15 protein-coding genes are annotated in these 25,208 nt (G+C 39.1%); 12 read left to right on the forward strand and 3 right to left on the reverse strand.

Annotated elements, in window-relative coordinates:
* Nucleotides 1-379 precede the first annotated feature (379 nt).
* The 3 genes from V7L12_RS15845 (at nucleotide 380) to V7L12_RS15855 (ending at nucleotide 7,351) form a co-directional block, all read left to right on the forward strand.
* Entirely contained in the window at nucleotides 380-2,923 is a 2,544-nt protein-coding gene (locus V7L12_RS15845) for a proteasome protein (RefSeq protein WP_335085471.1), read from the forward strand.
* A gap of 209 nt (nucleotides 2,924-3,132) precedes the next feature.
* Nucleotides 3,133-6,108, forward strand: coding sequence for a molecular chaperone (locus V7L12_RS15850; RefSeq protein ID WP_335085473.1), 2,976 nt, complete (start codon nucleotides 3,133-3,135; stop codon nucleotides 6,106-6,108).
* A 151-nt stretch (nucleotides 6,109-6,259) separates the two neighbouring features.
* Nucleotides 6,260-7,351 (forward strand): hypothetical protein, encoded by a 1,092-nt coding sequence (locus V7L12_RS15855; protein WP_335085475.1) that lies wholly within the window; start codon nucleotides 6,260-6,262, stop codon nucleotides 7,349-7,351.
* A 102-nt stretch (nucleotides 7,352-7,453) separates the two neighbouring features.
* Here the strand turns inward: V7L12_RS15855 and V7L12_RS15860 are convergent, their stop codons facing one another.
* Nucleotides 7,454-7,633: a high light inducible protein gene (locus V7L12_RS15860; protein ID WP_335085477.1), complete on the reverse strand. Its 180-nt coding sequence runs from the start codon at nucleotides 7,631-7,633 to the stop codon at nucleotides 7,454-7,456.
* Nucleotides 7,634-7,986: 353 nt separating this feature from the next.
* Between V7L12_RS15860 and V7L12_RS15865 the strand changes: the two genes are divergently transcribed.
* On the forward strand, nucleotides 7,987-9,123 hold the full coding sequence (locus V7L12_RS15865) for a hypothetical protein (protein WP_335085479.1): 1,137 nt from the start codon (nucleotides 7,987-7,989) through the stop codon (nucleotides 9,121-9,123).
* A 17-nt stretch (nucleotides 9,124-9,140) separates the two neighbouring features.
* Nucleotides 9,141-10,001, forward strand: coding sequence for a DNA adenine methylase (locus V7L12_RS15870; protein WP_335085481.1), 861 nt, complete (start codon nucleotides 9,141-9,143; stop codon nucleotides 9,999-10,001).
* Between the two features lie 853 nt (nucleotides 10,002-10,854).
* Here the strand turns inward: V7L12_RS15870 and V7L12_RS15875 are convergent.
* A complete protein-coding gene (locus V7L12_RS15875; RefSeq protein ID WP_335085483.1) occupies nucleotides 10,855-13,068 on the reverse strand; it encodes a phosphoketolase in 2,214 nt (737 codons plus the stop codon).
* 592 nt (nucleotides 13,069-13,660) lie between these two features.
* Here V7L12_RS15875 and V7L12_RS15880 point away from each other — a divergent pair.
* The 3 genes from V7L12_RS15880 (at nucleotide 13,661) to crtO (ending at nucleotide 17,696) form a co-directional block, all read left to right on the forward strand.
* A complete protein-coding gene (locus V7L12_RS15880; RefSeq protein WP_335085485.1) occupies nucleotides 13,661-15,037 on the forward strand; it encodes a cytochrome P450 in 1,377 nt (458 codons plus the stop codon).
* A 101-nt stretch (nucleotides 15,038-15,138) separates the two neighbouring features.
* Nucleotides 15,139-15,897 (forward strand): LmeA family phospholipid-binding protein, encoded by a 759-nt coding sequence (locus V7L12_RS15885; RefSeq protein ID WP_335085487.1) that lies wholly within the window; start codon nucleotides 15,139-15,141, stop codon nucleotides 15,895-15,897.
* Between the two features lie 104 nt (nucleotides 15,898-16,001).
* Nucleotides 16,002-17,696 (forward strand): beta-carotene ketolase CrtO, encoded by a 1,695-nt coding sequence (gene crtO, locus V7L12_RS15890; protein ID WP_335085488.1) that lies wholly within the window; start codon nucleotides 16,002-16,004, stop codon nucleotides 17,694-17,696.
* A 238-nt stretch (nucleotides 17,697-17,934) separates the two neighbouring features.
* On the opposite strand, the gene V7L12_RS15895 is transcribed toward crtO, so the two are convergent.
* Nucleotides 17,935-19,695, reverse strand: coding sequence for a trypsin-like serine protease (locus V7L12_RS15895; RefSeq protein ID WP_335085490.1), 1,761 nt, complete (start codon nucleotides 19,693-19,695; stop codon nucleotides 17,935-17,937).
* Nucleotides 19,696-20,450: 755 nt separating this feature from the next.
* On the opposite strand from V7L12_RS15895, the gene V7L12_RS15900 reads away from it, so the two are divergent.
* The 4 genes from V7L12_RS15900 to V7L12_RS15915 all read left to right on the forward strand — a co-directional run bounded on the left by V7L12_RS15900 (nucleotide 20,451) and on the right by V7L12_RS15915 (nucleotide 25,195).
* Nucleotides 20,451-21,194 carry a tetratricopeptide repeat protein gene (locus V7L12_RS15900; protein WP_335085492.1) on the forward strand — a complete coding sequence of 248 codons (744 nt, stop codon included), beginning with the start codon at nucleotides 20,451-20,453 and terminating at the stop codon, nucleotides 21,192-21,194.
* A 78-nt stretch (nucleotides 21,195-21,272) separates the two neighbouring features.
* Complete coding sequence (locus tag V7L12_RS15905; RefSeq protein ID WP_335085494.1) at nucleotides 21,273-22,145, forward strand: SDR family oxidoreductase; 873 nt, start codon at nucleotides 21,273-21,275, stop codon at nucleotides 22,143-22,145.
* Nucleotides 22,146-22,827: 682 nt separating this feature from the next.
* Nucleotides 22,828-23,379, forward strand: coding sequence for a PEP-CTERM sorting domain-containing protein (locus tag V7L12_RS15910; protein WP_335085496.1), 552 nt, complete (start codon nucleotides 22,828-22,830; stop codon nucleotides 23,377-23,379).
* Nucleotides 23,380-23,605: 226 nt separating this feature from the next.
* Nucleotides 23,606-25,195 (forward strand): alkaline phosphatase D family protein, encoded by a 1,590-nt coding sequence (locus V7L12_RS15915; protein WP_335085498.1) that lies wholly within the window; start codon nucleotides 23,606-23,608, stop codon nucleotides 25,193-25,195.
* The last annotated feature ends 13 nt before the right edge of the window (nucleotides 25,196-25,208 follow it).

The raw sequence follows: 25,208 nt of genomic DNA on the forward strand, positions 1-25,208 counted from the left end.
TTTAATCCTAGATGATGATGGATGTATTCTTTTTTATTGTTCCCAACAAAACCCAATTTTTTAGAATTGTCTTGACTAGTCAAAATGCCTTATATAGCAATAATCCTATCTGAGTTATGAGAAATCTGGATGATGACGAACTGTCTTCTCTAGGAGATACTAAGTGTACGCGCAGCATCTCATAGAGAAGTACGCCAAGGAAAAGAGAACAAAAACAGAATTCACAAATCTCACGAATGATTTAGGATTGCTATAGCAAAATCGCAAATTAAATGAGATAAATGCTAAATGTGATATCAACTGGTTGCAACAATGGCTGGTAATCGCATTTTATATGTTATAAAGCTCACAGAAATTAATGTTAGGCGGAAACTACTTTATGGAACCAGATAAACTGGGCCGTTTTAAGGAGTACGGCGAATTCATCCTCCGAAAGATAGATTCTGTGCCCCAGTACCCTTCTAAACAAGAAGATTGGGTTCCAGCTAGTCTTGATGACTGTCTTCTTCGTTTGCGATCGGCTGCCCAGAAAACTGTAGACCTGGCAACTTCGCCTGTCAAAATTGGTGTGATGGGAGAATTTAGTAGTGGAAAAACCTTACTTTTAGGCAGTCTAATTGGATATGCAGATGGTTTGCCAGTCAGTGAAAACCCCACTACAGGTAATGTTACCGCTATACACATTATCCCGCAAGACGATTTTGCAACTACTCAATTAAGTAACTTTACGGTAGAGTATCTTTCTCATGAAGGAGTACATGAGTGTCTACGCTTCATGTTAGGGGAAGCTAATAAACGAACAACAGCAGCAGGGCTTCCTCCGATACCAGTATCGAAACTCAACTCTGGCAACGATATTATTAGCTGGTGTGAAGAAGCATGGAATAGCAGTAACAATTTAGAGCTACGTTATTTACTCCGGGAGTTGGTACTATTCCTGCGGGCTTATCAAGCTTATGGGGAGGTTATGTGTGGTGGGCGCTACCAGATTGATGCTACTACCGCCCGCGAAGGGCTACAGCTAGTCGAGCAGCCAATGGCAATCCAAACTCTGAAATTTGAGGATCTACCCCCAGCGCATATCCGATTACCGAGTCCACCCCAGAGGCTACCAACAAAGTTATTGCAAAACAGTTTCCCACTGATCCGGCGCGTAGATATCGATGTGAAAATCTCACGGGAAATTTGGGATTTTGCAGATGCAGCGAAATTTATTCTCATCGACTTTCCAGGATTGGGGGCTGCTAATTCGGGGGCTAGAGATACCTTTTTGTCACTGCGGGAATTGGCAGAAGTACAGACAATTTTGGTATTGCTAAATGGTAAATCTCCCGGTAGCGATCGCGCCAATAAAATCTTCACGATGATGCAGCAGCAGCGACCGGGACAAGACCTGAAAGATTTAATTCTCGTCGGTGTGGGTCGCTTCGATCAACTACCTTTAGATAGTGAGGGTGGCGAAAGAGAACTCGATCAATTGATTGAAGATGGCTCATATTTGCAGCAAGAAACAGTTTTCCAAAAACTCAAAGTTCTGCATACGACTATTGATGGTGCAGAAGCGTTTACAACCCAGAAAGACCGCATCGTTTTACTGTCGCCACTGTTGGGATTAGCTGAATTGGCAAAACGTTCTAGTACAGTCAAAGCCGGCTCACCAGAGTTTTTGGCTAACTTAGACTATCCTGATTACCTAGATCGGTCTAAACGGCTACAAGATAAATGGGAGCTATTAAGTGAAAAACTGCTAGAATCTGATACCCATAGCTATTTGGGCAGACAGTTGGGTTACTTTGGTCAAGATGGGGGACTTAGTAAGCTGCGGGAATTGATTCAAACTCACGTAGCTACTCATGGTCTGAAGCAACTGCATGAAGATACTAAAAGAGCTGCTAATGTGGTGACTCAGCAACAAGATCACTTAAAAGACATCATAGATGAAATTCACGAGCAAGGTATCCCTACAGGTGATAGTCCCGCTTTTATCGAATTGCGCTTTGTGGTCGAAAGCTTAGATAAAATCTACAGGAATTTCCAAAAAGATATCGGGAAAGAACCACTCAAAGATCGGCGTGGTGTTGTTGTCAGCGATGTAGTAAAAGACGAACTCACGTTTAGAATCCTCAATTGGAACCAGTGGACTTTACTCTTCAACAAAGCCAATAATGGAGCGATCGCTCTGGCAGAATCTAAAGGTGCAGCCGGGAAATTATTCGATCGGGGAAACCGCGTAAATACTTCGCTTCCAACTAAGAGTGATGATTTTTATCCAGTCTTTGAGAAAACCGTTAAAGAAGTAGAAGATTTTGCCCGCGATCGCATTCAGCAAGCAGTGGTAGATTTATTGAACCAATTATCAAATTATATCGCCCCAGAACGCGAACAATTGCAGGCATTTTTCCATCCAGAAATGGAACAAGAAATCGAAGAAAAATTTGGTTTTGAAGATGCCGATCTATTTTACAAATTATTACTAGGATGCGAGCCTAACGAATGGAAAGAAGCAATCATCTCGGAAATTACTAGTAAAGACAAAACTGTTGCACCTGAAATTATTTTTCCTTTAGCACGTCAAGACGATAAACACAATGTTGGTCAAATATTTGATTGGGCACCAGAGAAAAGCCAAGGCTTACCCAGATCGAGCAATCACCAACTTTTAGTACTGCGACTGCGAGATGAAATTACTGCTAGCGCCAGCCTCCATCTTGTGCAGTATGTTAGCGAAGTTAATCAGCAAATTAATTCCGAATTAGAGGGTATTTTGGATCAAATTATTCCGAGTCTACAAAACCTTTCAAAAAAAGAAACTTTGCTAAGATATTTGGCAGCTGGGGAATTGCCATCTGAGATCCAAATTCCTACTTGGTTGCAGATTATTTCAGAAATCGCCGCTGTTTATCACTCAGATGATTTGAGATGAGCTAGCTAAGAAACGTCCTTTCATATAAAAGCTAAAAGTGTAGGCGTAGACATTGCACCAGGTAAAAAACCCAGTGCTAAAGAGAATCAGTGGTACTAGACGAATAATTAAAAGTCTTTACCATCAAGATTCTCTAAATTTTTCGTTTTATGATACAAGACCATAGTTTTTAGCTAGCTATAAGACAAGCAATAGAAAGTGATACTATAATGAACCCTTTTCAACTCAACAAATATAGCGATCAAGAACCAAGTGAGAAGCAACAAAAAAGATTTCCGGGATGGTTTGCTTTAGATTTTGGCACGTCGAATTCGACAGTAACACTTTTCGATCCAATTGAAGTACCGATCGCAGAAATTTTACCCAAAGAACAAGAAATGCGGTTGCGCGATCGCTTATCACAATGGTTAAGTTCTCCCGCCTCAGTCGCTTTACCAGATGTCAGCGTTGATGATTGGGCAAAGTTTATCACAGAAATTAGCAAAAACCTGGAGATAGAACCCAGCCAATTGAGTGAAGTATTTGAAAGTGATAATAAAGAGCGATTTTTAGAAGCAATTCGCCAAATTGAACTTTCTTTAGGAAACAGCGAGAGATTCCGCCGGGCTGTCAGCAAAAAACTTTACCAAATTTATCATGAGGTGTTCCGCGTCCCCACCTTAGAGTCGCAAAATCTGATCCCAGTTGTCTTGGATATCGATCGCCGCGACACGGAAATTCCCAGCGAGTCCGAAATTTCGCACTTAGAGGATTTAAAACTGCGGATGGGAAGGGAAGCTAGAGATAACCGAAAAAAAGCGATCGCTCAAGGTACAAGCGGTTCTTTAAAGGAAATTATCAGCAGGTTTCACCATTCACCCAAACGCTATTTTGGTCAAGAGCGATCGTTTTCAGTTGTTTTAGATGGCGAAGAAGAAACAATTACCGCCAACCAACTGATCCAATCTGCTTGGGCGCATTTAATCGAGTTAACTGAAGACTACCGCCAACACGCACGACGCAGATTTTCTGAAGGAGATTTTTTAACAGCAGTTGTTACCTACCCAACAGTCGCTCCACCAGTTGTTCGTAAGGAAGTTAGGGAATTAGTTGAGCAGTTGGGGATCGACGATGTACAAACTGCTTATGATGAAGCCGTTTCTGTAGCAATATTCTTTTTATGGCGAGAATTTGGTGGTAATCTCAACATTGGTATTGAGTCATTCAAAACCCGTTGCCGTCAAACAGGAAACAAATGGTCACAAAATGTCCTCGTCTTGGATATCGGCGGCGGAACTACAGACTTAGCTTTAATTGAACTGACTTTAGAAGATAAAACCCCAGCTTTTGCTGATTATGAAGACCGGGGTTTAGGAGGACGTTACTATAAACTTACCCCCAAACTATTAGGTTCATCTGGTCATTTACAGCTAGGTGGTGAGTTAATTACATTGCGAATTTTTAGATTATTAAAAGTTGCGATCGCAGACTTTTTGTTGACAGCAGTAACAATAGGTGCTCTGGAAAACGAAAAGCTAGAAGATTTAATTAACTCCGAGTTAAATGAGCGCTTCTTAGAACAAGGCAAATTCAAAAGCGGTAGTCTTTTAAAATGTCTGGATAGAGAAAATCCAGAAGGCGATATGGCTTACAAAGATGCCCTAGATACTGCCGAGAAAGTATTGCCTACTCGTTGGCAACAAGCACCTCAACGTCTGCAATCTTTTTATATTCTCTGGGATCATGCAGAAGCCGCTAAACTTAAACTTGGGCAAAAGCCACCAGCAGAGAATTATCTATTAACCTTCACACTTTCTGAGCAGCAAATTTCCGAACTGCTTACCCAAAGCGCCATTAAATTGCAAGTTAGAGATCCAAATAACATCTGCATCACCCTAGACAACCAACAATTTGAACGAGCCGCCGCTTCGGGAATTAAAGAAGCGATCGGGATTGCCAAAGGATTAATGGAAAGTCGTTTGCGTCGCGATGATCTTACCAAAGATTCTTGGAATTCCCAAAAAGTTGATTGGTTAATTTTATCTGGGAAAACTTGTAATTTAGACATAGTGCAGCGCCAAATTTATCAAGAATTTAGTAAGTCTCCATATTTTGTCTGGAATCCAGAACGGATTACCTTTGTGTTGGAATTTACCAAGCTAGCTACCTCTGCTGGTGCTTGCTATGCCGAAAAGCTACGAAGATTGAGATTCGATCCAGAAGAGTCTAAAAGCTTGCTGCGTAAGGGAGCCAACCAGCTAGAAATTGATGTCAAAAACCTGTTTTATTATTTGCCCTGCAACTTCAAACGCAAAACCCAAAGCAACGATTTACTAACTATATTCAAAGCTGGACAAGAACTCTATCAACTCGCACCTTGGGAAACTGTTGCCAAAGTTCGTACTCATTGGCAAGGCATACAATTAACTAATATTATCTATCGTCAAGATTACGAAGAAGGAGATTTACGACTTTGGGGAAGCTTTGACGGCAAAAACCTCATGAATCAACTAGATATGCCAGAAGCAGAATTTCTGAAAAAAATCAAACTCCAGTTTGAGATTGACCAAACCCTCGAATTTAACGTATTGCTTTGTCAAGGAAATCCCCATTATTTAATTGATATTTCTGGCATTGATTTAGAATCAGTACTTTCAGAAACTTCAGCGCTATTTGCTGATGGTAAATTAAACTGGAATATTGCTGTAGAACGCTTCAATAAAGACTTAAATGATGGTGATATTGCCGTCAATGTTATTGAGTCAGCAACTGTCGATCAACCAGATGCCTATCATCTTGTGTTTGAAGTAGGAAATGATGGTAGTAAAACGTTTCACAAATTTCATTATTTGCGCGATGGTGTGACGCAACCAGGACTTGGGTTAATTAGTAATCCCTTACCTCCATTCCCACAAACTGGCCAGCACACCTTCTATGTTTATCAAACAGATGTCGAAACCAATAGCAAAAAATGGATAAGAATTGGCGCACTCAGCAAACCAGATGTGACAACAGATTACCCTTGCCAATATCGTGTAACTCTCGACGATCAAGGTATTCTACGAATGCACGCTGGTGAAGTGCCTTACTGGACATCACAAAATCAAGAATGCCTCAAGCAAGAAGGATGTGTTTACCGTGCTGAATTAGAGTTACAACCTAATGAAGTTGATAAAGAACGCGATCCCTTTTGCGGCATACATTAACTATTGCATTAAACCTCTGCGTTCCTCTGCGCTAACCTTTGCGTTCCTCTGTGTTGAAAAAATTAATATTTTTAAACAAAAAGGGGCGCAGAGGTTTGCCAAGCTTAATTTGCTAAGAATCACATACAGATAATATTTGGAGGTGATATTCATGCAGCACTTGCGTCAATTATTAGAGATAGAAAACTCAGAGTTAGCCCAATTACTGCGGTTTAGTTTGTATGGACTAGAGGCGACTTTGAATCAGGCTCGCACAGAATTACCACTAGATCCAGGATCTAAAATATGTGATGATGTGCTGCAAGAACTTCATAACCTTTTACAACCTGCACCCACACAGCAAAATACTGGTTGGGAAGATACACAAGATGAGTTAAAACTAAATCACCTTCGAGAAGCTTTTAATTCTGACTTAGAACTTAGTTATTATTTGGGTAATTCCCAACTGCAAAGCCAAACAGACTCAGACTTGTGGAATGAGATTCAACGCAAACTGTTGCGAGTCCCAGAGGATTTAGCTGCATCTTGGCAACAGCGCACCTTGGATTTGGCTCAACAAGTTGGTGCGATCGCAGATAATTCTAATCTCTTTCAACTTCCCTTTATCCGTGATGAAATTATCTACCCCGGACTTAGTGGTACTATTCAAGCTCAAGGATTGAGCTTGTATCAACAAGCACTTTCAAATCCTCTAGTTACTCAAGGTAATACATCGGATTTACCAGCGGCATTCCTATTTTTATATATGAATTTTATCGAAATAGACCCAGATTTACATCATGCTTTAAAGAGCGTTTTTAGCTTCGATGTCATTTCTTTACACTCCAAACCAGAACAGCGCGATCAATATATTGATGCTTTAAGCGATCGCTTCCAACGCACCCAAAAAGCAGAGAAAAACACTGATCCCCTGTCAACTCTCCGCGCCTGGATTGACATGGACGAAGCGATACATTCCCTAGTATTTGTACCATCGGCTGAACGCTATTCTTGGTGGGGAAAGCTACAACATGAATCACGACGCATCCTGAAGAAAGTCGCTGATGAAGCTATTAATGCAGGTAATGAAGTGCGAATTCGCCAATTATCGGGACTTTATGCAGATATCTGTGCTTTATCCAAGGATGACTTACAACTAGACTGTGGTGGTATTCCTGGCGAAGTCTTAACTTGTCTTCGGGTATATGCGCGAATTAATCAAGAAGAATCTCCAGGCCGTGTAATATTTCGCTCATCACGGTAGTTGCTGGCAAGTTTTTTAATTCTTGAGATTATGAGGCAAGGCAGACAATTTTACTAATCCCCGCCTTGCCTCATAATCTAATGAAGCTAAAAACGTTTAAATCTAAAGGATGCCCCAGAAGTGTAAAATCCCTTGACCAGAAAATACTTCAAGGGCAACAGCAGATAAAAAACCAATCATTGCAAAACGACCGTTCCAGTTTTCGCTCTGAGGAGTGAAGCCCCAGCGCAAAGCATTAGGATCTTCTGAAACCGAAGACGTAGTCTTCTTAACGTTTGGCATAAAAAATACTCCAAGCTTTTATGTTGTAACAGTTATAACTGCCTGTAAAGTAATGTAACAGGTTTTTACGAAATTGCAACATAAACTCAAGACGGAATTTAGTTAGCGAATATATATTACAGATATGTAGTTCTGTGTTAACAGATTGGTAATTCCTATGGCGACAAGCTACGCGCCAACAGCAAAAGTTGATAGGGTGCAGAACGGAGCATATAAATGAGCCTTGGTAGCTTACCTCAGAAAATTGTAACCATTCAGGAGAAAATTAACTCTTGCTTGGTCATTTCTATGCTTTAATAGCCAATGCTGAACTAAACTATGGCAAAGATAAGTATTAATAAAAATTTGAATATATGGCAGAAGTTCTCCATTTTACAGGATTTATCAAAGGAGTGACCTATAAAACTTACTTGGATGATAATTTAAGTAGGATTAATTTAGATGTATTTGATATCAATAAAGAAAGGGGTTATGGATTAATCAAGTCACCTACAACTGAAATTGCTTATTCCAAATGGGTATCATCTAAGAGAACCAGAAGTTATCCATTTGCCAGAATTTATAATACATATAATTCCTCGAAAGTTATAACTATTATCCCGGTAATTAAAGATGAGGGCAAAGATGGAGATATAGATAAAATTCAATACTCTACAATTTATTGGATGAATTTGCTTAACATCTATATAGTACTTGCTTATTACGAAACAGCCAAAAAAAGTACTAAACAGGGGCAAGTTAATAAGAATAAGTTGAGTAATCAGAAATTTGCTAATAATTTTGTTAAAATTCAAATCAGTGAAATATTAGCATATCGCCAAAGCGCACTACATTGGAACAAGAATCTATTTGAAGAAAGATTTACACAAACTTTTGAAAAAGCTCTAGATTCTTATGATTCTATTTTTCATCAAACTGGAGTAATAATTCACTCACGAGAAGGATCAGATAAATATTTACATAAAATTACAGAAGAGTTTGAGGAATTTAAGAATATTTCTCTTAAAGGTTCTCAGAAGGCTAGTAAGAGAGAAGCGCTGACTTCTCATAAGCTAGAATATTTAGTGGATGGATTAAAAGCAACTTTTAGTATTGAAAATTATCTTGGTGGAACTTACTATTTGACTCCTGATGAGATAATATTCGAGAACAACATGTATATTATACAAGAGTCAAAAAATACTTCAACAGCATCTTTGCCAAAGCTCCCTGATATTCAAGATGGTTTATTCAAGCTCATTTTATTTTCTAATTTAGATTCTTTAATATTGAATGGTGAACCAGTATTATTTGTTACCAAGCTAAAGCTTACGGGTAACAACGTTGTTGGCTCTATTGTTTTTCCAGATGCATCTCTAGAAGACATAGAATACTTTTTAGAATTTAATATTAAAATTTTTAATACAAATCAAAAAGTAATTATAAAAAAATTGGCTTTAGAAGCTCAAAATAATCATAAACTTAAAATAGAAGTATCCAGTAATTTTTAAACATTATAATCTTGGTTATGATTAAAAGCCCTCTACGATATCCTGGTGGTAAGTCAAAAGCAATTAATCAAATAGTTGAATATTTACCAGAAAGCTTTTCTGAATTTAGAGAGCCTTTTGTGGGTGGTGGTTCTGTATTCATTTATTTAAGACAAAAGTTTCCTAATCTAAAGATTTGGATTAACGATTTAAACCGCGAACTCTTCTTTTTCTGGAAGTTTGCTCAATCTGATCTAGCTCAGTTAGTTAAAGAAATTCGCCATATTAAAGTCAAATACACAGATGGTAAATTTCTCTTTGCAGAATTAACTAATATAGATGTCAATAATTTATCTGATTTAGAAAGAGCAGTTCGCTTTTTCGTCCTTAACAGAATTACTTTTTCTGGAACTGTAGAATCAGGTGGTTTTTCCCAAGAAGCTTTCCATAAAAGATTTACTGATTCTTCAATAGAACGACTTGAAAAGTTAGAAAATATCTTATCAAAAAACGTCCAAATTACTAATTTAGATTACAGCCATCTATTAAAAACAGCAGGAGAAGATGTATTTTTATTTTTAGATCCACCATATTTTAGTGCTACGAAATCAAAGCTATATGGTAAGGATGGTGACTTGCACACTTCTTTTGAACATCAGAGATTTGCTGAAGTTTTGCAACAATGTCATCATCGCTGGCTAATTACCTACGACAACTCAACGCAAATTCTAGAAAATTTTCAATGGGCTAATATTTCAGAGTGGGAATTACAGTACGGCATGAATAACTACAAACAAAGTGGTGCTGCTAAAGGAAAAGAGCTATTCATTACTAACTATGAAGTTCAACGGAATTTAGTTAGACAAAATTGCATCTTCTTTCCTCTGGTGTCAGAATGATGCGTAAAGGCGCAGGCATAATAGGCTAATTTAGCAGTCCTTCTATCTTATAATTAATTCCACCCACCTACTTAACCGCCACAATAATGTCACAATCATGCATAATTTTTTACCAAAAATCGTTAAGCTTATAGATAGAGATATAATTTTTTTAACAAATATAATATAAAAACAAAAACCGGATATACAGGCATTGAAGCGTCATTTTCTCTGCTTTTATCTGCGTACATCTGCGGTTAAAAATTCAGAATTCATATTTTTCTACCTATAAAAGCCAGCTTACAGCAGTTTTCATGTATTTGAACCACATCTGTTGTAGGGGCGCAAGGCCTTGCGCCCCTACCACGTGGTCTATTTACCTGAAAATAGCTGTAATGCACTAACACGATCGCACCTTTCGTCAAGTCTCCACAGTCAATCCATTAAACGCCATCAACTCACTGCACTGGCTGTAGTTTCCCACGCTTCCAAGCAAAAGTATTGCGCTTCGTTTCAACTTCTAAACCAAGTTTTGAATTCCTAAATCGAGTTTTGAACTTCTAAATCGAGTTTTGAACTTCTAAATCGAGTTTTGAACTCCTAAATCGAGTTTTGAATTCCTAAATCGAGTTTTGAATTCCTAAATCGAGTTTTGAACTCCTAAATCAAGTTTTTAAGGCAAAACATACATTTTTGATAGGATAAAACTCTTATTAGCAATAAATTACAGCCAATATCACTGTATTTAACTTGTTCCCTAATCCCAACATCCCAAAAGTTCTCTGAAAGAAAAAACGCAAATATACGCATTACAACGCAATTTTTCAGCGTTTATATACGTATATTTGCGAGCAGAGAAGAAACAATTCCAGCTTTAATGTACTAACGCGATCGCACGTTTCGTCAACGCTTCAGCTGTCAATCCATTAAACGCCATTAATTCGCCAGCACTCGCTGTAGTTTCGCCACGCTTCCACGCAAAAGTGTCGCGCTTGGCTGTACTCCGTAACAAAATTGGTTCCAGCATCCCCGCAGCGCCACCAGTAACAGCAATTAGCGCATCACCATCAAATAATTCGGCAAATTTGGCATCATCCAAGAAACCGCCTTCGGCTTGGGAACAAGTTTCCCATGCAGTATCGTGGCTACGGTACAATTGCCGAGGATTAATTACAGAAACTATCTTCGCACCAATACCTTCAGTTTCCAAGAAAGCAGCAGCTTCAAATACTGGCATTAATGTTAAATCGCCAATTACAGCAAATACAACTTGTTTATCACCAGCGACTTCATGCAATAGCACTGCACCATCGCGTAACCCTTGACGAGTTTGTTCTAAAGTGGTGCGAATTTGCAACGGTGTTTTACTTGCAGTAATCACAATTCCCTTATTCTTACTTTTCAACGCCCAGTCATAACAGGCTTGAATACTATTAGCATCGGGAGGAAATAATGGGAAAACATTTCCATTTCGCATCAACGAAGCAAAGTAAGCTTCAATTTCTGGACGTTGGTGAGTCCAACCATTGCGCCCTTGCTCTAATGCGCCAGCTGTGAATAAAGTAATAGTCGAGGGTGTGGGACGGCGCAATTCTGCCATTGCTTGAGTCACAGTTTGCCAAATTGGTAATCCGTTGATGGCAAAAGATTCGTAAGAACACCACAAAGTTCTCGCGCCCATTAACGCTAAACCCGCAGCTAAACCAGCACAAGCATCTTCACTCAATGGTTCATAAACTTGCCCATTTGGTGCTTGATAATATAAGTCGTCGGTTGTGGGGTGGATAATCTTTAATGCTTGGTTGATGTTAGCAATTCCAGATGCTTCATTACCATCGGCGTTGGTGACAAGAAAATTGCAATCTTTATTTCCAACTATTCCTACCAATCGTCCCATCGCGGTTGTGGAAACTTTTGGTTCGCCACCGAGTGCATATTCTTCTAAAGGTAATTCGCCTAATTCTGATAATGGTAATTCAAATTCTGTCACCACAGTTTTTGCTGCTGAACCACCACCGGCGCGTTCTGCATTTGTTCTGACTAATTGCCAAGCTTCCACAGACAAAGCACGGGTTTGCAATGCACTAATAATATGAGGTGCATCTAGCGTATCTTTAGGATAGAGGTTGTGAGATTTTGCACCCCGCGCGTGGACTCCTGCACCTTTGAGTTGTTTAATAATGAAGACGGTAAGTTTACCACCAAGGGCCGATCGCGCTGCTTGATCTACACCCGAAAGTACTGCTTGAGTAAATTCTAGGCGCTTCTCAAAGGAAAAAGCAGTACTATCAACGTAATCCCCTGGCTGGTTTTGATCATCGAAATCCTTGGCATCAACTAACACTACTTCATCAAAACCGTTACCTTGCCAATATGCTTGCATCTGTTCGTTGGTTTTCAGGGAAACCATGCTGTGATGTTCTTGGCTGTAACCGTTCCACACTAATATCGGCAAGAAATTGGTGACAGCAGGATAAGCAGTATGAAAGTGAGTGATCGCACTTACAATATAAGGCTCACCCAATCCACCATCCCCAACTGTAAAGGGGAATAACTTATCTTTGTGCAACAGTGCAGCCGCCATTGCAAAGTGTTGTCCTTGTCCCAAAGGCCCCGCAGGTGCGAGAATACCGGGGATGAAACCAGAAAGATGTCCTAAAAGTCCGTGCTTTTCTCGGAAGCGATCGCGCAATTGTTGGACTGTAAAAATTCCCATATCCTCTAGCGAACGATCCAAGAACATGGCACTATAAAATCCGGGGGCGTGGTGTCCGACTTCGGTAATAATGTTCTTGTATCCCAGCATGACAAGAGATGCGTAAGCTTCTGCTTGGCTGGCAAATCCGCCGGGATGACCAGAAGCTTTACTAGCAGTAACTTGTAAAGTCAGGTAGCGTAAGGCATCGGCAGCCAGTAAAGTTTGATATACAGCTGCTTTATCAGTAGAAGATGCGATCGCTACTTTGCCCGACTCTATAGCAGGTGTTGCACCATAAGTTTCAAAATCTGGTAGTGCTTCACCAAAATATTGAATTCCTTCAGAAAAATTAGGAAGCGCTGAAGATGCCTTTGGGGAGATTGCAGTCATGCTGAGTACCTTTTGACGATTAGGTGAAACTGTAGATGCTTGTTGAATTTAACAAAAATTTTACATCTTCGAGGTTGTAACAGTTTATTGCTTTTTCGCAACATTAGAATAAGTACTTTAAATGGTTACGCACCAAAATTATTTAGATAGATTTTATTTAGATAGATTTTCAATGCTTCTACATAATCCCGCATAGTCCTCATTAAAAAAGGGCTATGGGGGATTTTAATATATTGCAACTGTAAAATAATGGATTTTAAGATTGCCATAATACACTAATAAAGAATATTTGAATATTACCAAAAGACGTAATTTCACTGGGCATCCATCCAAAATAAATTTAGTAAGTTTTTTCCGTAAATGCTTTTAAAGATTCAGAAAAAATATTATTATTTTCCTAGTACACATTAATGGTCTTTATTTGCTAATACGTTTCAATTAGTAGGATTTTCTAGAGGAAAATTCCCTTAAAAAACTTTTCAACTTCCTCTAATTCCCTACTTTAAAAAGTAGGGTTATGCAGGATCAATCCTTACCTCAAGCGGATTGAATTATTGGCAGCTTACTAAATGCTAAAAGGATCGAATAAACAATGAGAGTACTTGATAATCTACGCATACCAGCATTGCTACAAACTCTGCAATTAATTGCTAAACCCACAAAAACTTTAGAAACTTGTGCCGCCAAGTATGGTGACATTTTCACAATGCGGGTAATGGGTTTAAAGTCACCACCGATAGTATTTTTTAGCCATCCCCAAGCAATTAGTGATTGTTTTGCTATCCCTGCACACAAGTTAGATTTTAAGAAAGCAACCCATGTATTTAAACCTTTGTTTGGAGAGAATTCTCTAGTATTTCAAGAAGGGCGATCGCATCAACAACAGCGGCAGTTATTACTACCAGCATTTCATGGCGATAATTTAAAGTCTTATGGACAAGCAATTTATCAAATTACTGAAGAAGTTACGCAAAATTGGACATCAGGTACAAATATTTGTATACACAACTTAATGTCAAATATCACATTAGAAATTATCTTACAGGTGGTATTTGGGATTAGTCATGGTGCGCGTTACCAACAATTAAAAGAAAAATTGAGTTCTTTGTTAGAAGACGTAACTAAACCTTGGTATTCCAGCTTATTTTTCTTTCCTTTGCTGCAACAAGATTTAGGTGCATGGAGTCCTTGGGGAATTTTCCTAAAAAGACGAGAGGAAATTGACAAACTCATTTATGCAGAAATTTCTGAAAGACGTTTGCAAAATGATGCTGCACGTACAGATATTCTCAGCTTGCTGATGTCAGCGCGTGACGTAAATGGAGAACAGATGACAGATGAGGAATTACGCGATCAACTAGTTTCATTATTGCTGTTGGGTTACGAAACTACATCTGGCGTATTAGCCTGGGTATTTCATTTAATTCACTCTCACCCAAAGGTTGAACATCAGTTAATGCAAGAACTAAAGACTTTGGGTGATCTCACAAATCCGGAAGCAATTACACAATTACCTTATCTCACCGCCGTTTGTCAAGAAACACTGCGAATTTATCCTATTGCTTTAATTTGCACACCGCGAATGGTAAAAGATAGAGTGGAAATTATGGGGCATAATTTTACATCAGAAACAGTTTTAGTTCCCTGTATTTATTTAGCCCATCGCCATAGTGAGACTTACCCAGAACCAGAACAGTTTCGCCCAGAAAGATTTCTCAACAAAAAATTTTCACCTTATGAATATTTACCCTTTGGTGGTGGTTATCGCGGTTGCATTGGTGGAGCATTCTCCATGTATGAATTAAAATTAGTAACAGCCATAATTTTATCGCATTTTCAACTAAGTCTTACTGATAAACGTCCAGTGCATCCAGTCCGTCGTGGCATTACCATTGTCCCTAGCGGCGGTGTAAAAATGGTTGTTACCAAAAAGGCAAAACTTAAAAAACAAACAATACTTTTTACTTGATTACTCAATCCTCCGACTTAGATATACCGCAATGTAGATTCGCTCCTTAGTATATAGCCTTTACAGTAAGTAGTAGGAAGATATTTAGGAGATACTAACTCATGCAAGACGAACATAACTTGGAAGAAAAAGTTCTATCTCAGAGTGCTGAAATGATGGTATCCCAAGCGTTAGATGAAGTAGAAAAAATAGACATAAATGTACAAACTGATTTATTCAAAATAGTTCAGGGACAAGCGGATGGAGTTTTGTTTGCAGGTGAAGGATTGGTTATACAAGATGACATCCGCGTGCAGGAAATCAAACTACAAACAGATAGCATTGACATCAATCCCTTAAGCGCTCTTTTTGGTAAAATAGAACTCAATGAGTCAGTAAATGCTATAGGTCACATTGTAGTTACTGAAGTAGATATTAACCGCGCCTTGACCTCAGACTTGATTCGCACCCTGATGCAAAACTTGGAGTTAAATGTAGATGGTGAAATTGCAAGTTTTGAGCCGCAAAAAATTCAGGTATTTTTACCTGGTGAAGGCAAAATTGAATGTAGAGGAAGAGTGTTGTTAAAGGAAATGAGAAATACTCGTCCTTTCGCTTACACTGCGATGATTCGCCCACGGACTCATTCACAACCTGCGATGGTGGAAAGTTTTAACTGCACTGAGGGAGAGGGTATTTCAATAGAATTAATTACAGCATTAATGCACAAAGCCAAAGAACTGATGAATATACCATCTTTTAAATGGGAGGATATAGAGTTTTCTATTAAAGATATAGAAGTAGGAATCGGTAGTTTGACACTGATGGTAAAAGCTAATGTAAAGCAAATACCCTCATCAATAACTGAATTATCTCCTTAGTACTATTGACAATAGTTAAGGATAATTTTTGTAACTCAGGAGTGATGTAAATTTTTTAAAAGTTTTATAGGCTTTTGAAAGCTATTTATTTCTAAATTACAATTATGCAAGAGTATGATGTTGTGCTGATCGGTGCTGGACACAATGGACTAGTTTGTGCAGCTTATTTGCTGAAAGCTGGCTATAGCGTTCTGTTACTAGAAAAGCGTTCTGTTCCAGGTGGTGCAGCAACAACTGAAGAATGTTTACCCCAAGAAGCTCCGGGATTTAAATTTAACTTGTGTGCTATTGACCATGAATTTATTCACTTGGGGCCAGTTGTTGAGGAATTAGAACTAGAAAAATACGGCTTGCATTATCTGGAGTGCGATCCAGTTGTTTTCTGTCCTCATCCTGATGGTAAGTATTTCTTAGGACATAAGTCAGTGGATAAGACTTGTGCAGAAATCGCTCGTTACAATGAACGTGATGCCAAAAAATACGCAGAATTTGTAAACTTTTGGCAGCGAGCGCTAGGTGCAATGATTCCCATGTTTAATGCACCGCCAAAATCAGTTATAGACATCCTTGGTAACTACGACATCACTAAAATAAAAGATTTAGTTTCAGTTATTGGTTCCCCTAACAAAACGCTGGATTTCATTCGCACGATGTTAACCAGCGCTGAAGATTTACTTAACGAGTGGTTTGATGAAGAATTCCTAAAAGCACCACTAGCCAGACTATCAGCAGAACTTGGTGCGCCGCCATCACAAAAAACCCTTGCCATTGGTGCAATTATGATGGCAATGCGTCATAATCCAGGGATGGCCAGACCTCGCGGCGGAACAGGCGCACTTGTGCAAGCTTTGGTGAATTTAGTCACAAGTAAAGGTGGCGTTATTCTCACAGACCAGCATGTTGAAAAAGTTTTAGTTGATGATGGCAAAGCTGTAGGCGTGCGGGTTGCTGGTGGTAAAGAATATCGCGCTAAACACGGAGTTATTTCTAATATTGATGCCAAGCGGTTGTTCTTACAAATGACAGAAAAAAGCGATATTGATGGAGCCGACCCAAATTTATGGGAAAGATTAGAACGCCGCATCGTTAACAACAACGAAACCATCCTCAAAATAGATTTGGCTTTAGACGAACCACTGCACTTTCCACACCACGCCCACAAAGACGAATATCTTGTTGGTTCTATCTTGATTGCAGATTCCGTAACTCATGTAGAACAGGCTCATAGTAAATGTACTTTGGGAGAGATTCCTGATGCTGACCCATCAATGTATTTGGTGATGCCTAGCTATTTAGACCCCACATTAGCACCACCAGGTAAGCACACTGCATGGATTGAGTTTTTTGCCCCTTATCAAATTGCTGGTGCAGAAGGTACTGGTTTAAAAGGTACTGGTTGGACAGATGAATTGAAAAACAAAGTTGCAGATAAGGTGATTGATAAATTGGCAGACTATGCACCAAATGTCAAGAATGCAACTATCGCCCGTCGTGTAGAAAGTCCAGCAGAACTAGGAGAAAGATTAGGTGCGTACAAAGGGAATTATTACCATGTTGACATGACTTTAGATCAGATGATATTTTTCCGTCCCTTGCCAGAAATAGCAAACTACAAAACGCCAATCGATAATCTATTTTTGACAGGTGCAGGAACTCATCCAGGTGGTTCGATTTCGGGAATGCCGGGACGCAATTGTGCGCGTGTATTTTTGCAGGCAAAACATCCCATTAGCCAAACTTTGAAGGATGCAAGAGATTCGATTAAGTCAACTGTCGAGTCAGTGTTTGGCATTAATTAAGTGTTGCACAGACAGAGTTAGGACTTACGCATAAGTTTCATCCCAACCCCTTAAAAGCTATGTTTTTAAGGGGTTATACCAATTTGAAAAAATAATGCAACAAATAGACCATTTGTAGAGACGCGATTCATCGCGTCTTTGAAAGAAACCCCCGCCACCTTCCCTAATTTGCGGGGAGGTGGCAAGGGGTCAAAATAATGTACGGTTTCACAGAGAACTGGTATAAGTCCTGGATTATTTAGGCAATCACGAAAATATCTGTATTAGTCATGGCTAGACCTATTGCTAGTTGAGCAACTTGGATTTGACCGGATGAGCCTGTACCATCAGCATCAAAGAAGAAACCCCCTGTATTATTGTTGTAGATAAAGCGATCGCTGCTATCTTGTGCTACTGAACCGATAAAAAATTGCGTGGCTTGAAGTATACCTTCACTAAGTCCACCTCCAAACCCTATTTTAGAAACATAAATTGTGTCATCTAAGGACGAAAAATCTGTAATATTATCAATATCAGAAGGGGTATTAATAGTAAAAATATCAGATCCAGTGCCTGCCGTTAGAGTATCGTTACCTAAACCTCCAACTAAAGTATCGTTACCACTTCCTCCTATAAGCATGTCATTGCCATTTCCACCATTTAACTCGTTATTACCACTATTACCAGAAATAACATTATTAAGGGAGTTATCAGTCCCATTAATATTATCTATACCTGTTAAGGTGAGGTTTTCTTCATTGGCCGATAAAGGGGAGCTAACGGTTGATGAAACGGTCAGAGGTGTCGAAGTGGGCGTACTATTGGCAACAGTGAGTAAAGTTCTAAATACCTTTTGGTTGCTGCTTAGACTCTCATCAAACTCTTGGATTGAATTAGTTGGATCTAGAAATGAAATAACGTAGTAATTTCCAATTGGGATATTAGGAAATGCACCACTCCAAGCCGCTGTTCCCGAATTGAATGGATTAATCGAAGAAATAGTTGTATTCCCAATTAAGTAATGATAACCAATACTATTAGTGATATTGGCATCAGTAGAAGCGTAAAAAGAAACCGAGAAAGTGTCTGTGGCGGCTGTACCATTGTTGCGAGGATAGACTGTGATGCTAAAATTTTCCCCATATTCGATATTGTTATTACTAAAACTTCCAAGAGTTGTGTTAAACCACACGTCAGAATCTACTAAATCAGCTTTGTCAATGGGTTTGCGGGCGGTAGTGTCTTCGTCAATCCAGTTTTGAATCTCGTTATATCGAGTACTTGTAATTCGGGCAAACTCGTTGTAAAGCGGAGTGTTGTTGGTGGTTGTCTCATTTGAAGCTACTCCATAAATAGTCGGTGCATTGGTATTGGAATTATAAAGCCAGAGAGGGCCTCCACTATTTCCAGGTAAAATATCTAGCTCATTACTACGCAAGCTCAAGTCAGTTGTACTTGTGATTTTTCCACTTTGAGTCCACATATCATAGTTGTCCGATTTTCCATCGCTGTTGGAATCAAACTTATCAGCAGGGTATCCAGTGACATTCATTAAAGTTCCACTGCTGAGATTATCGTCATATCCATAGTTAAACCAGCCAGTGAAGTTTCCAATATTGCGGTCAAGAGTAATCAATCCTATATCGTATTGAAAAGTTTCGCTTTTAGTTTGATCTCCTTGAGTCCATCCTTCAAAAGAACGTGTATAAGCAGATTTGGCTTCACTATAGTATTCATAGTCAGCCCGGTTTGTACCAGCAATGATATTTCCTTTAGAACCAAGCATCACCTCAATTTTATCTGCCCAACCCCCATATCTCGTGTCATACACACAGTGTCCTGCTGTTAAAAAGTGGTAGGAATCAATCATGGCACCAGAACCGTTGACGATAATATCATCAGCAGTATCAATAACCCCATCTGGGCCTTTCCAATGTATTCTTATCTTTCCTATAGCATTAAACGGAAAAGTTGTCGTGTTGCTAACTTTTGTCCGACCATCAGGGGAGAAAACAGACATAGTTTTAGATCCTTAATAGAAAATAATGAATACAAAATATACAAAATTAATGCCAAAATTTATCTCCTGGCATTAGCAATTCGCTAGCAATTTTTATGAACAATGTTTCCTATTACTAAGCTTTTAATACCAATTCTCTATGAAGCTGCACATTATTTTGACTCCTCCCAACCTCCCCGAACTCGCGGGTAGGTGCCGCGGTGGGGTTTTTTCTATGCGTCTTCATAAATAAATGGTATAAGTAATATTAAACCTATAAATCGCCATATATTTAATATAAATTATTTCTACGATTTCTCAATAATTAGAGTTGAATTTTAGTTTTATTTTGAAGAAAAAATAAAACTAACTAATAGAGATAAAGATTGGAAAAACTAGCGATTCTGATATTACTTCTGTCTTCACCCCTGTGATCCTGGCTGATTTATACCGTCGGCATTGGCGGATTGAAGAAGCTTTTCATCAGGGTGAATTACTAGATAAGTGTGATGTTTACGACGAGTAACAGCTACGCAATATATATAGCAACACAAATAATTGTTTTTTGAGTAAAGTAGGTTCTAAGCGATTGCTTTATGTGTATTTAATATGATATTATCATACACGCTTGATTTTAATAAATTTTTATGCATCGTCAAAAAGACTGTTTCTGAAAAGAAATATAAGTAAATTAATGGGTAAAAACTAGTGTATTTTGATAATACTCAAAAAACTAACAAATTTTAACATCATCTAATAATTTTTGTAGGTACAGCATGGTTTTTCGGCACTGCTTCGTTGCATCTGGCTTGATAGCTGTCTTGGCATTTGGCTGTAGTGGTGGGGCAAACTCATCGGCAGAAAATACTACACAGGTTGTCCAAGAAAGCAATGTAACCCAACTTTTTATAGAAGCGAAGGCTACGCAAAAAGCAGAAGATTTCTTTCATCAAGGTAATAATTTATTAGATAGACAAAATTATGAAGATGCCATAAAAGCTTATGATAAAGCGATCGCAATCAAAGTTGAGAGTCCTGAAGCTTGGATTAACCGTGGCATTGCCTTAACATCGTTGCAACGCTACCAAGATGCTCTTGCATCTTACGATAAAGCGATCGCCATCAAACCCGACAAATATGAAGCTTGGTATAATCGTGGCATAGCCCTAACATCGTTGCAACGCTACCAAGATGCGATCGCATCTTATGATAGAGCGATCGCGATCAAACCCGACAAATATGAAGCCTTAATTAACCGAGGCATAGCTCTGACAAAGCTGCACCGCTACCAAGATGCGATCGCATCTTATAATAAAGCGATCGCCATTAAGCAAGATTTGCACCAAGCATATTACAATAAAGCTTGCTCTTATGCTTTACAAAGCAATCTGGAATTAGCAATTGAGAACCTAGACAAAGCAATCAAGCTTGTTCCTGATAAATACAAGAAATTAGCAAAAACTGACCCAGACTTTAGCAAAGTACGTAGTGAAAAGCAGTTTCAGAAATTACTGCAATAGTATTTTGTCACCACCACTCAGTATAGAATATAAGCCTCCTGTAGAAAGGATTTTTTCTTGAGCGGTTTACGATTAGACATGAAAAAATTGTTAATCACCGGAGCCAGCGGTTTTTTAGGATGGCATCTTTGCCAGCTTGCAAAACAAGAATGGGAGATTTATGGCACTTATTTATCCCATTCTTTAGAGATTTCTGGCATAAAAATATTAAAAGCGAACTTAACAAATTTTCAGGAATTGAAACGTATCTTTAATGATGTCAACCCAGCAGCAGTTATTCATACTGCTGCACATTCGCAACCAAATTTTTGTCAAACAAACCCCAAAGAATCGCACGCAATTAATGTTATAGCATCTTGCAATATTGCTGGACTTTGCGCGGATAATTCTATTCCTTGTGCTTTTACTTCAACCGACTTAGTTTTTGATGGCTTAAATGCTCCATATCGAGAAACAGATGCCGTCTGCCCTGTCAATCTTTACGGTGAGCAAAAAGCGATCGCAGAAGCAGATATGCTAGAAAGATATCCCATGACCGCAGTGTGTCGAATGCCGTTGATGTTTGGTGCAGCAACACCCACAGCGAAAAGCTTTATTCAGCCATTTATTCAAACTTTACAAGCCGAAAAAGAACTAAGTTTATTTATAGATGAATTTCGTACACCAGTAAGTGGAACAACTGCTGCCAAAGGACTTTTATTAGCATTAGAAAAAATTAACGGTATCATTCACTTAGGTGGCAAAGAGCGGATTTCACGTTATGATTTTGGACAGATATTAATAGAGGTATTTCAACTTCCTACCACCGGACTTAAATCCTGCCGTCAACAAGATGTGAAAATGGCAGCACCTAGACCAACAGATGTTTCTTTGGATAGTTCCAAAGCTTTTGCATTGGGGTATCAGCCTTTATCTGTAAGAGAAGAATTAGAGGCAATACAATTCAGTTAAGGCTAAGTGTTAAAACTAAAAACGCAAATAGGCTATTTTGGGATGCGATTACCTTCGGTACGCTACCCGGTTGCAATGGAAAAACCTGGTTTTATTGAGAATTTAGGGATGTAATTGATAATTTAAGCCCAATTTTACAAAATCACGTTGCTCCCTTCTTTGACAGGCAAGCGACGGTTTCTTTTAACTTTCTCTCCTCTTAATGATAATAATTCCTATAAAATTGAAAATTTAATTTCCTGAAAGTCATATCTGATTGCATTCTTGCTGTATTCCACTATTATTCAGGCTCGTCAATATTTATTTAGATACCTTTGCCCTGTGCTTATCGGCTAAATTTTTCATTGTCAAAGTTACAGCAGTTTTCATGTATTTGAACCATATCTGTTGTAAGGGCGCAAGGCCTTGCGCCCCTACCGCGTGGTCTATTTACCTGAAAATAGCTATAAATTAAATTTTATTTTTACCTTTGATTAAAGTTTGCTTAAACTCATAATTCTAAAATGGGGTGTTTCAAAAAAAATTGGACAGTTGTTTCTTTTTAAATAAAAAGAAAAAATCATTGATTTTATAACTGGTGATAACAGTTATAAATGTCCATTTGGCAAATAAGTAAGATAAAAGCTATTTTCTTAGCTTGTAATTGCATTGCTTACAGAAGTTTATGGTGAGGAAAACTGAGATGAAATTGGTTCCAAAATTATTGGTTGCTGCTGCTACTCTTACTTTAGGTTTTGCTAGCGTAGATGCAAAATCTGCATCTGCTGGAATTCTTAATTACGCTTTCACAGTTGATAGTCCAGTAACTAAGGGAAATGGCTTTTTTAGCTTTGATGACTCAACCTTCACCAATGACTATAATCCCGAAGCTAGCATTAAGTCACTCTCTTTCAAATTTGATGGCGATTCTACCGTTTACACACAACAAGATGATGCCAACTACCCAGATTTTCCTCTTGTTTTTACAAGCACATCCTTAAGAGGACAAACATATTTTGGATTAGATTATCAGTTCAATGATAAAGCTAATCCTTCCAGCTCTATCAGTTATGAAATTATTGGCGAGGATTTTACCATTTTCTCTAAAACTTCTCCAGATGCGGAACTTATATCAGGCACAGTTTCTTATAGACAAGTCCCTGAACCTACACCTTTAGTTGGCGCTCTTTTTGCTTGTAGCCTTGGCTGGATGATAAAGAAAAATATCGCATCAATCAAAAAGGTTAAAGTCTAACCTTGGTTAAGTTGATATTAACGCTTTCTTTGCCAAGGATTAATCTCTTATTAGTAGGCTTTTATGTGGCAAAGCAACATCTAACACAATGATACTAAGAGAAAAATTGGGAATTAAAACCTAATTTTGGTAAGGGAATTAGTTATGAAGTTTGTCTACGATTAACCTGCCTTCTTGGTCTTAGCTGTTGCTGTACTTTAACTTACCTGTTAGCCAGGAGTAGAGAATGGTAAATTACCGGAATTTTGAGCAATTCCTGCACAGTCGAATGAAACGACGCAACTTAATTATTGGGGCAGGAGCATTGTCTGGTTTAGCGATCGCTAACCAATTTTCTCCTCAAAGAGCGATCGCCACAAGCAGATTTTCCAATTATCCTTTCTCTTTGGGTGTAGCATCGGGCGATCCCTATCCTACCAGCGTAGTGATTTGGACTCGTCTCGCTCCTGAACCCTTAAATGGAGGTGGAATGCCACCTGCTAATGTGCCAATTCGCTGGGAAGTAGCAACCGATCCTGATATGAGACGTATTGTCTCCAGAGGTACGGGACTTGCAACTCCACAACTAGCTCATTCAGTTCGAGTTGTGGTAGAAGACCTGCAATCTGATACTTGGTACTGGTATCGGTTTCTTGTCGGCCAAGACGCTAGCCCCATTGGTCGCACTCGTACAGCTCCTTTAGCAGGTAACTACTTAAATAAATTAAACTTTGCCCTTGTCTCCTGTCAGCACTATGAGCAGGGATACTATACTGCTTACAAATATATTGCCCAGGATGACCTCAGCTTGGTAGTGCATGTTGGAGACTACATCTATGAAGGAGGAATATCAAACAATCGCCCCAGAAAGCACAATAGTGCCGAAATTCTAACCTTGGAAGATTACCGTAACCGTCACGCCCTCTATAAAACCGATACCAATCTGCAAGCAGCTCATGCAGCCTTTCCCTGGATTGTCACCTGGGATGACCACGAGGTAGAAAACAACTACGCCAACGACATCTCGGAAGTCGATACTGAACCAGATCAAAATCGGGCAATCTTCCTGCAACGACGGGCTGTTGCCTATCAGGCTTACTACGAACACATGCCACTGCGCCCCTTCTCGCGTCCCGTTGGCCCCGATATGCAACTTTTCCGTCGGCTCTCCTTTGGTAACTTAGCCACCTTCCATGTCCTAGATACCCGCCAATATCGCACCGATCAGCCCTGTGGTGATGGCAATAAAGAACGTTGCCCAGAAAATTTAGATCCGAATGCAACGATTACTGGCAAGCGTCAGGAAAATTGGCTATATGATGGTTTAGATAGTTCACAGGCTAAGTGGAACGTTTTAGCCCAGCAAGTTGTAGTTGCTCAGATAGACACAAAACCAGGGGAAGGCGAAACCTACAGCATGGATAAGTGGGATGGTTATGTGGCTTCCCGCGATCGCCTTATGCGTTTTTTAGAACAGCGCAAACCATCTAATCCAGTAGTCTTATCAGGCGATATCCATTCCAACTGGGCAATGAATTTAAAGGCTGACTTTAATAACCCAAAATCTGCTTCGGTTGGGAGTGAATTTGTCTGTACCTCAATAACTTCTGGTGGAGATGGGGCAGATACCAGCCCAAATGTTGAAGCTTACTTACGCGATAATCCACACATTAAATTCTTCAACGGTCAACGGGGGTATGTTCGTTGTGCGCTGACTCCCACAACCTGCAAGACAGATTATCTAGTTTTATCAAACGTCACAACCCCGAATGGCACGCTTAGTAAGCGGGCTTCATTTGTAGTTGAAGATGGTCGTCCAGAAATACAACAAGCCTAATCGTTTAATTCCC

This window comes from Nostoc sp. (genome assembly GCF_036918245.1).
Classification (GTDB): Bacteria; Cyanobacteriota; Cyanobacteriia; order Cyanobacteriales; family Nostocaceae; genus Nostoc.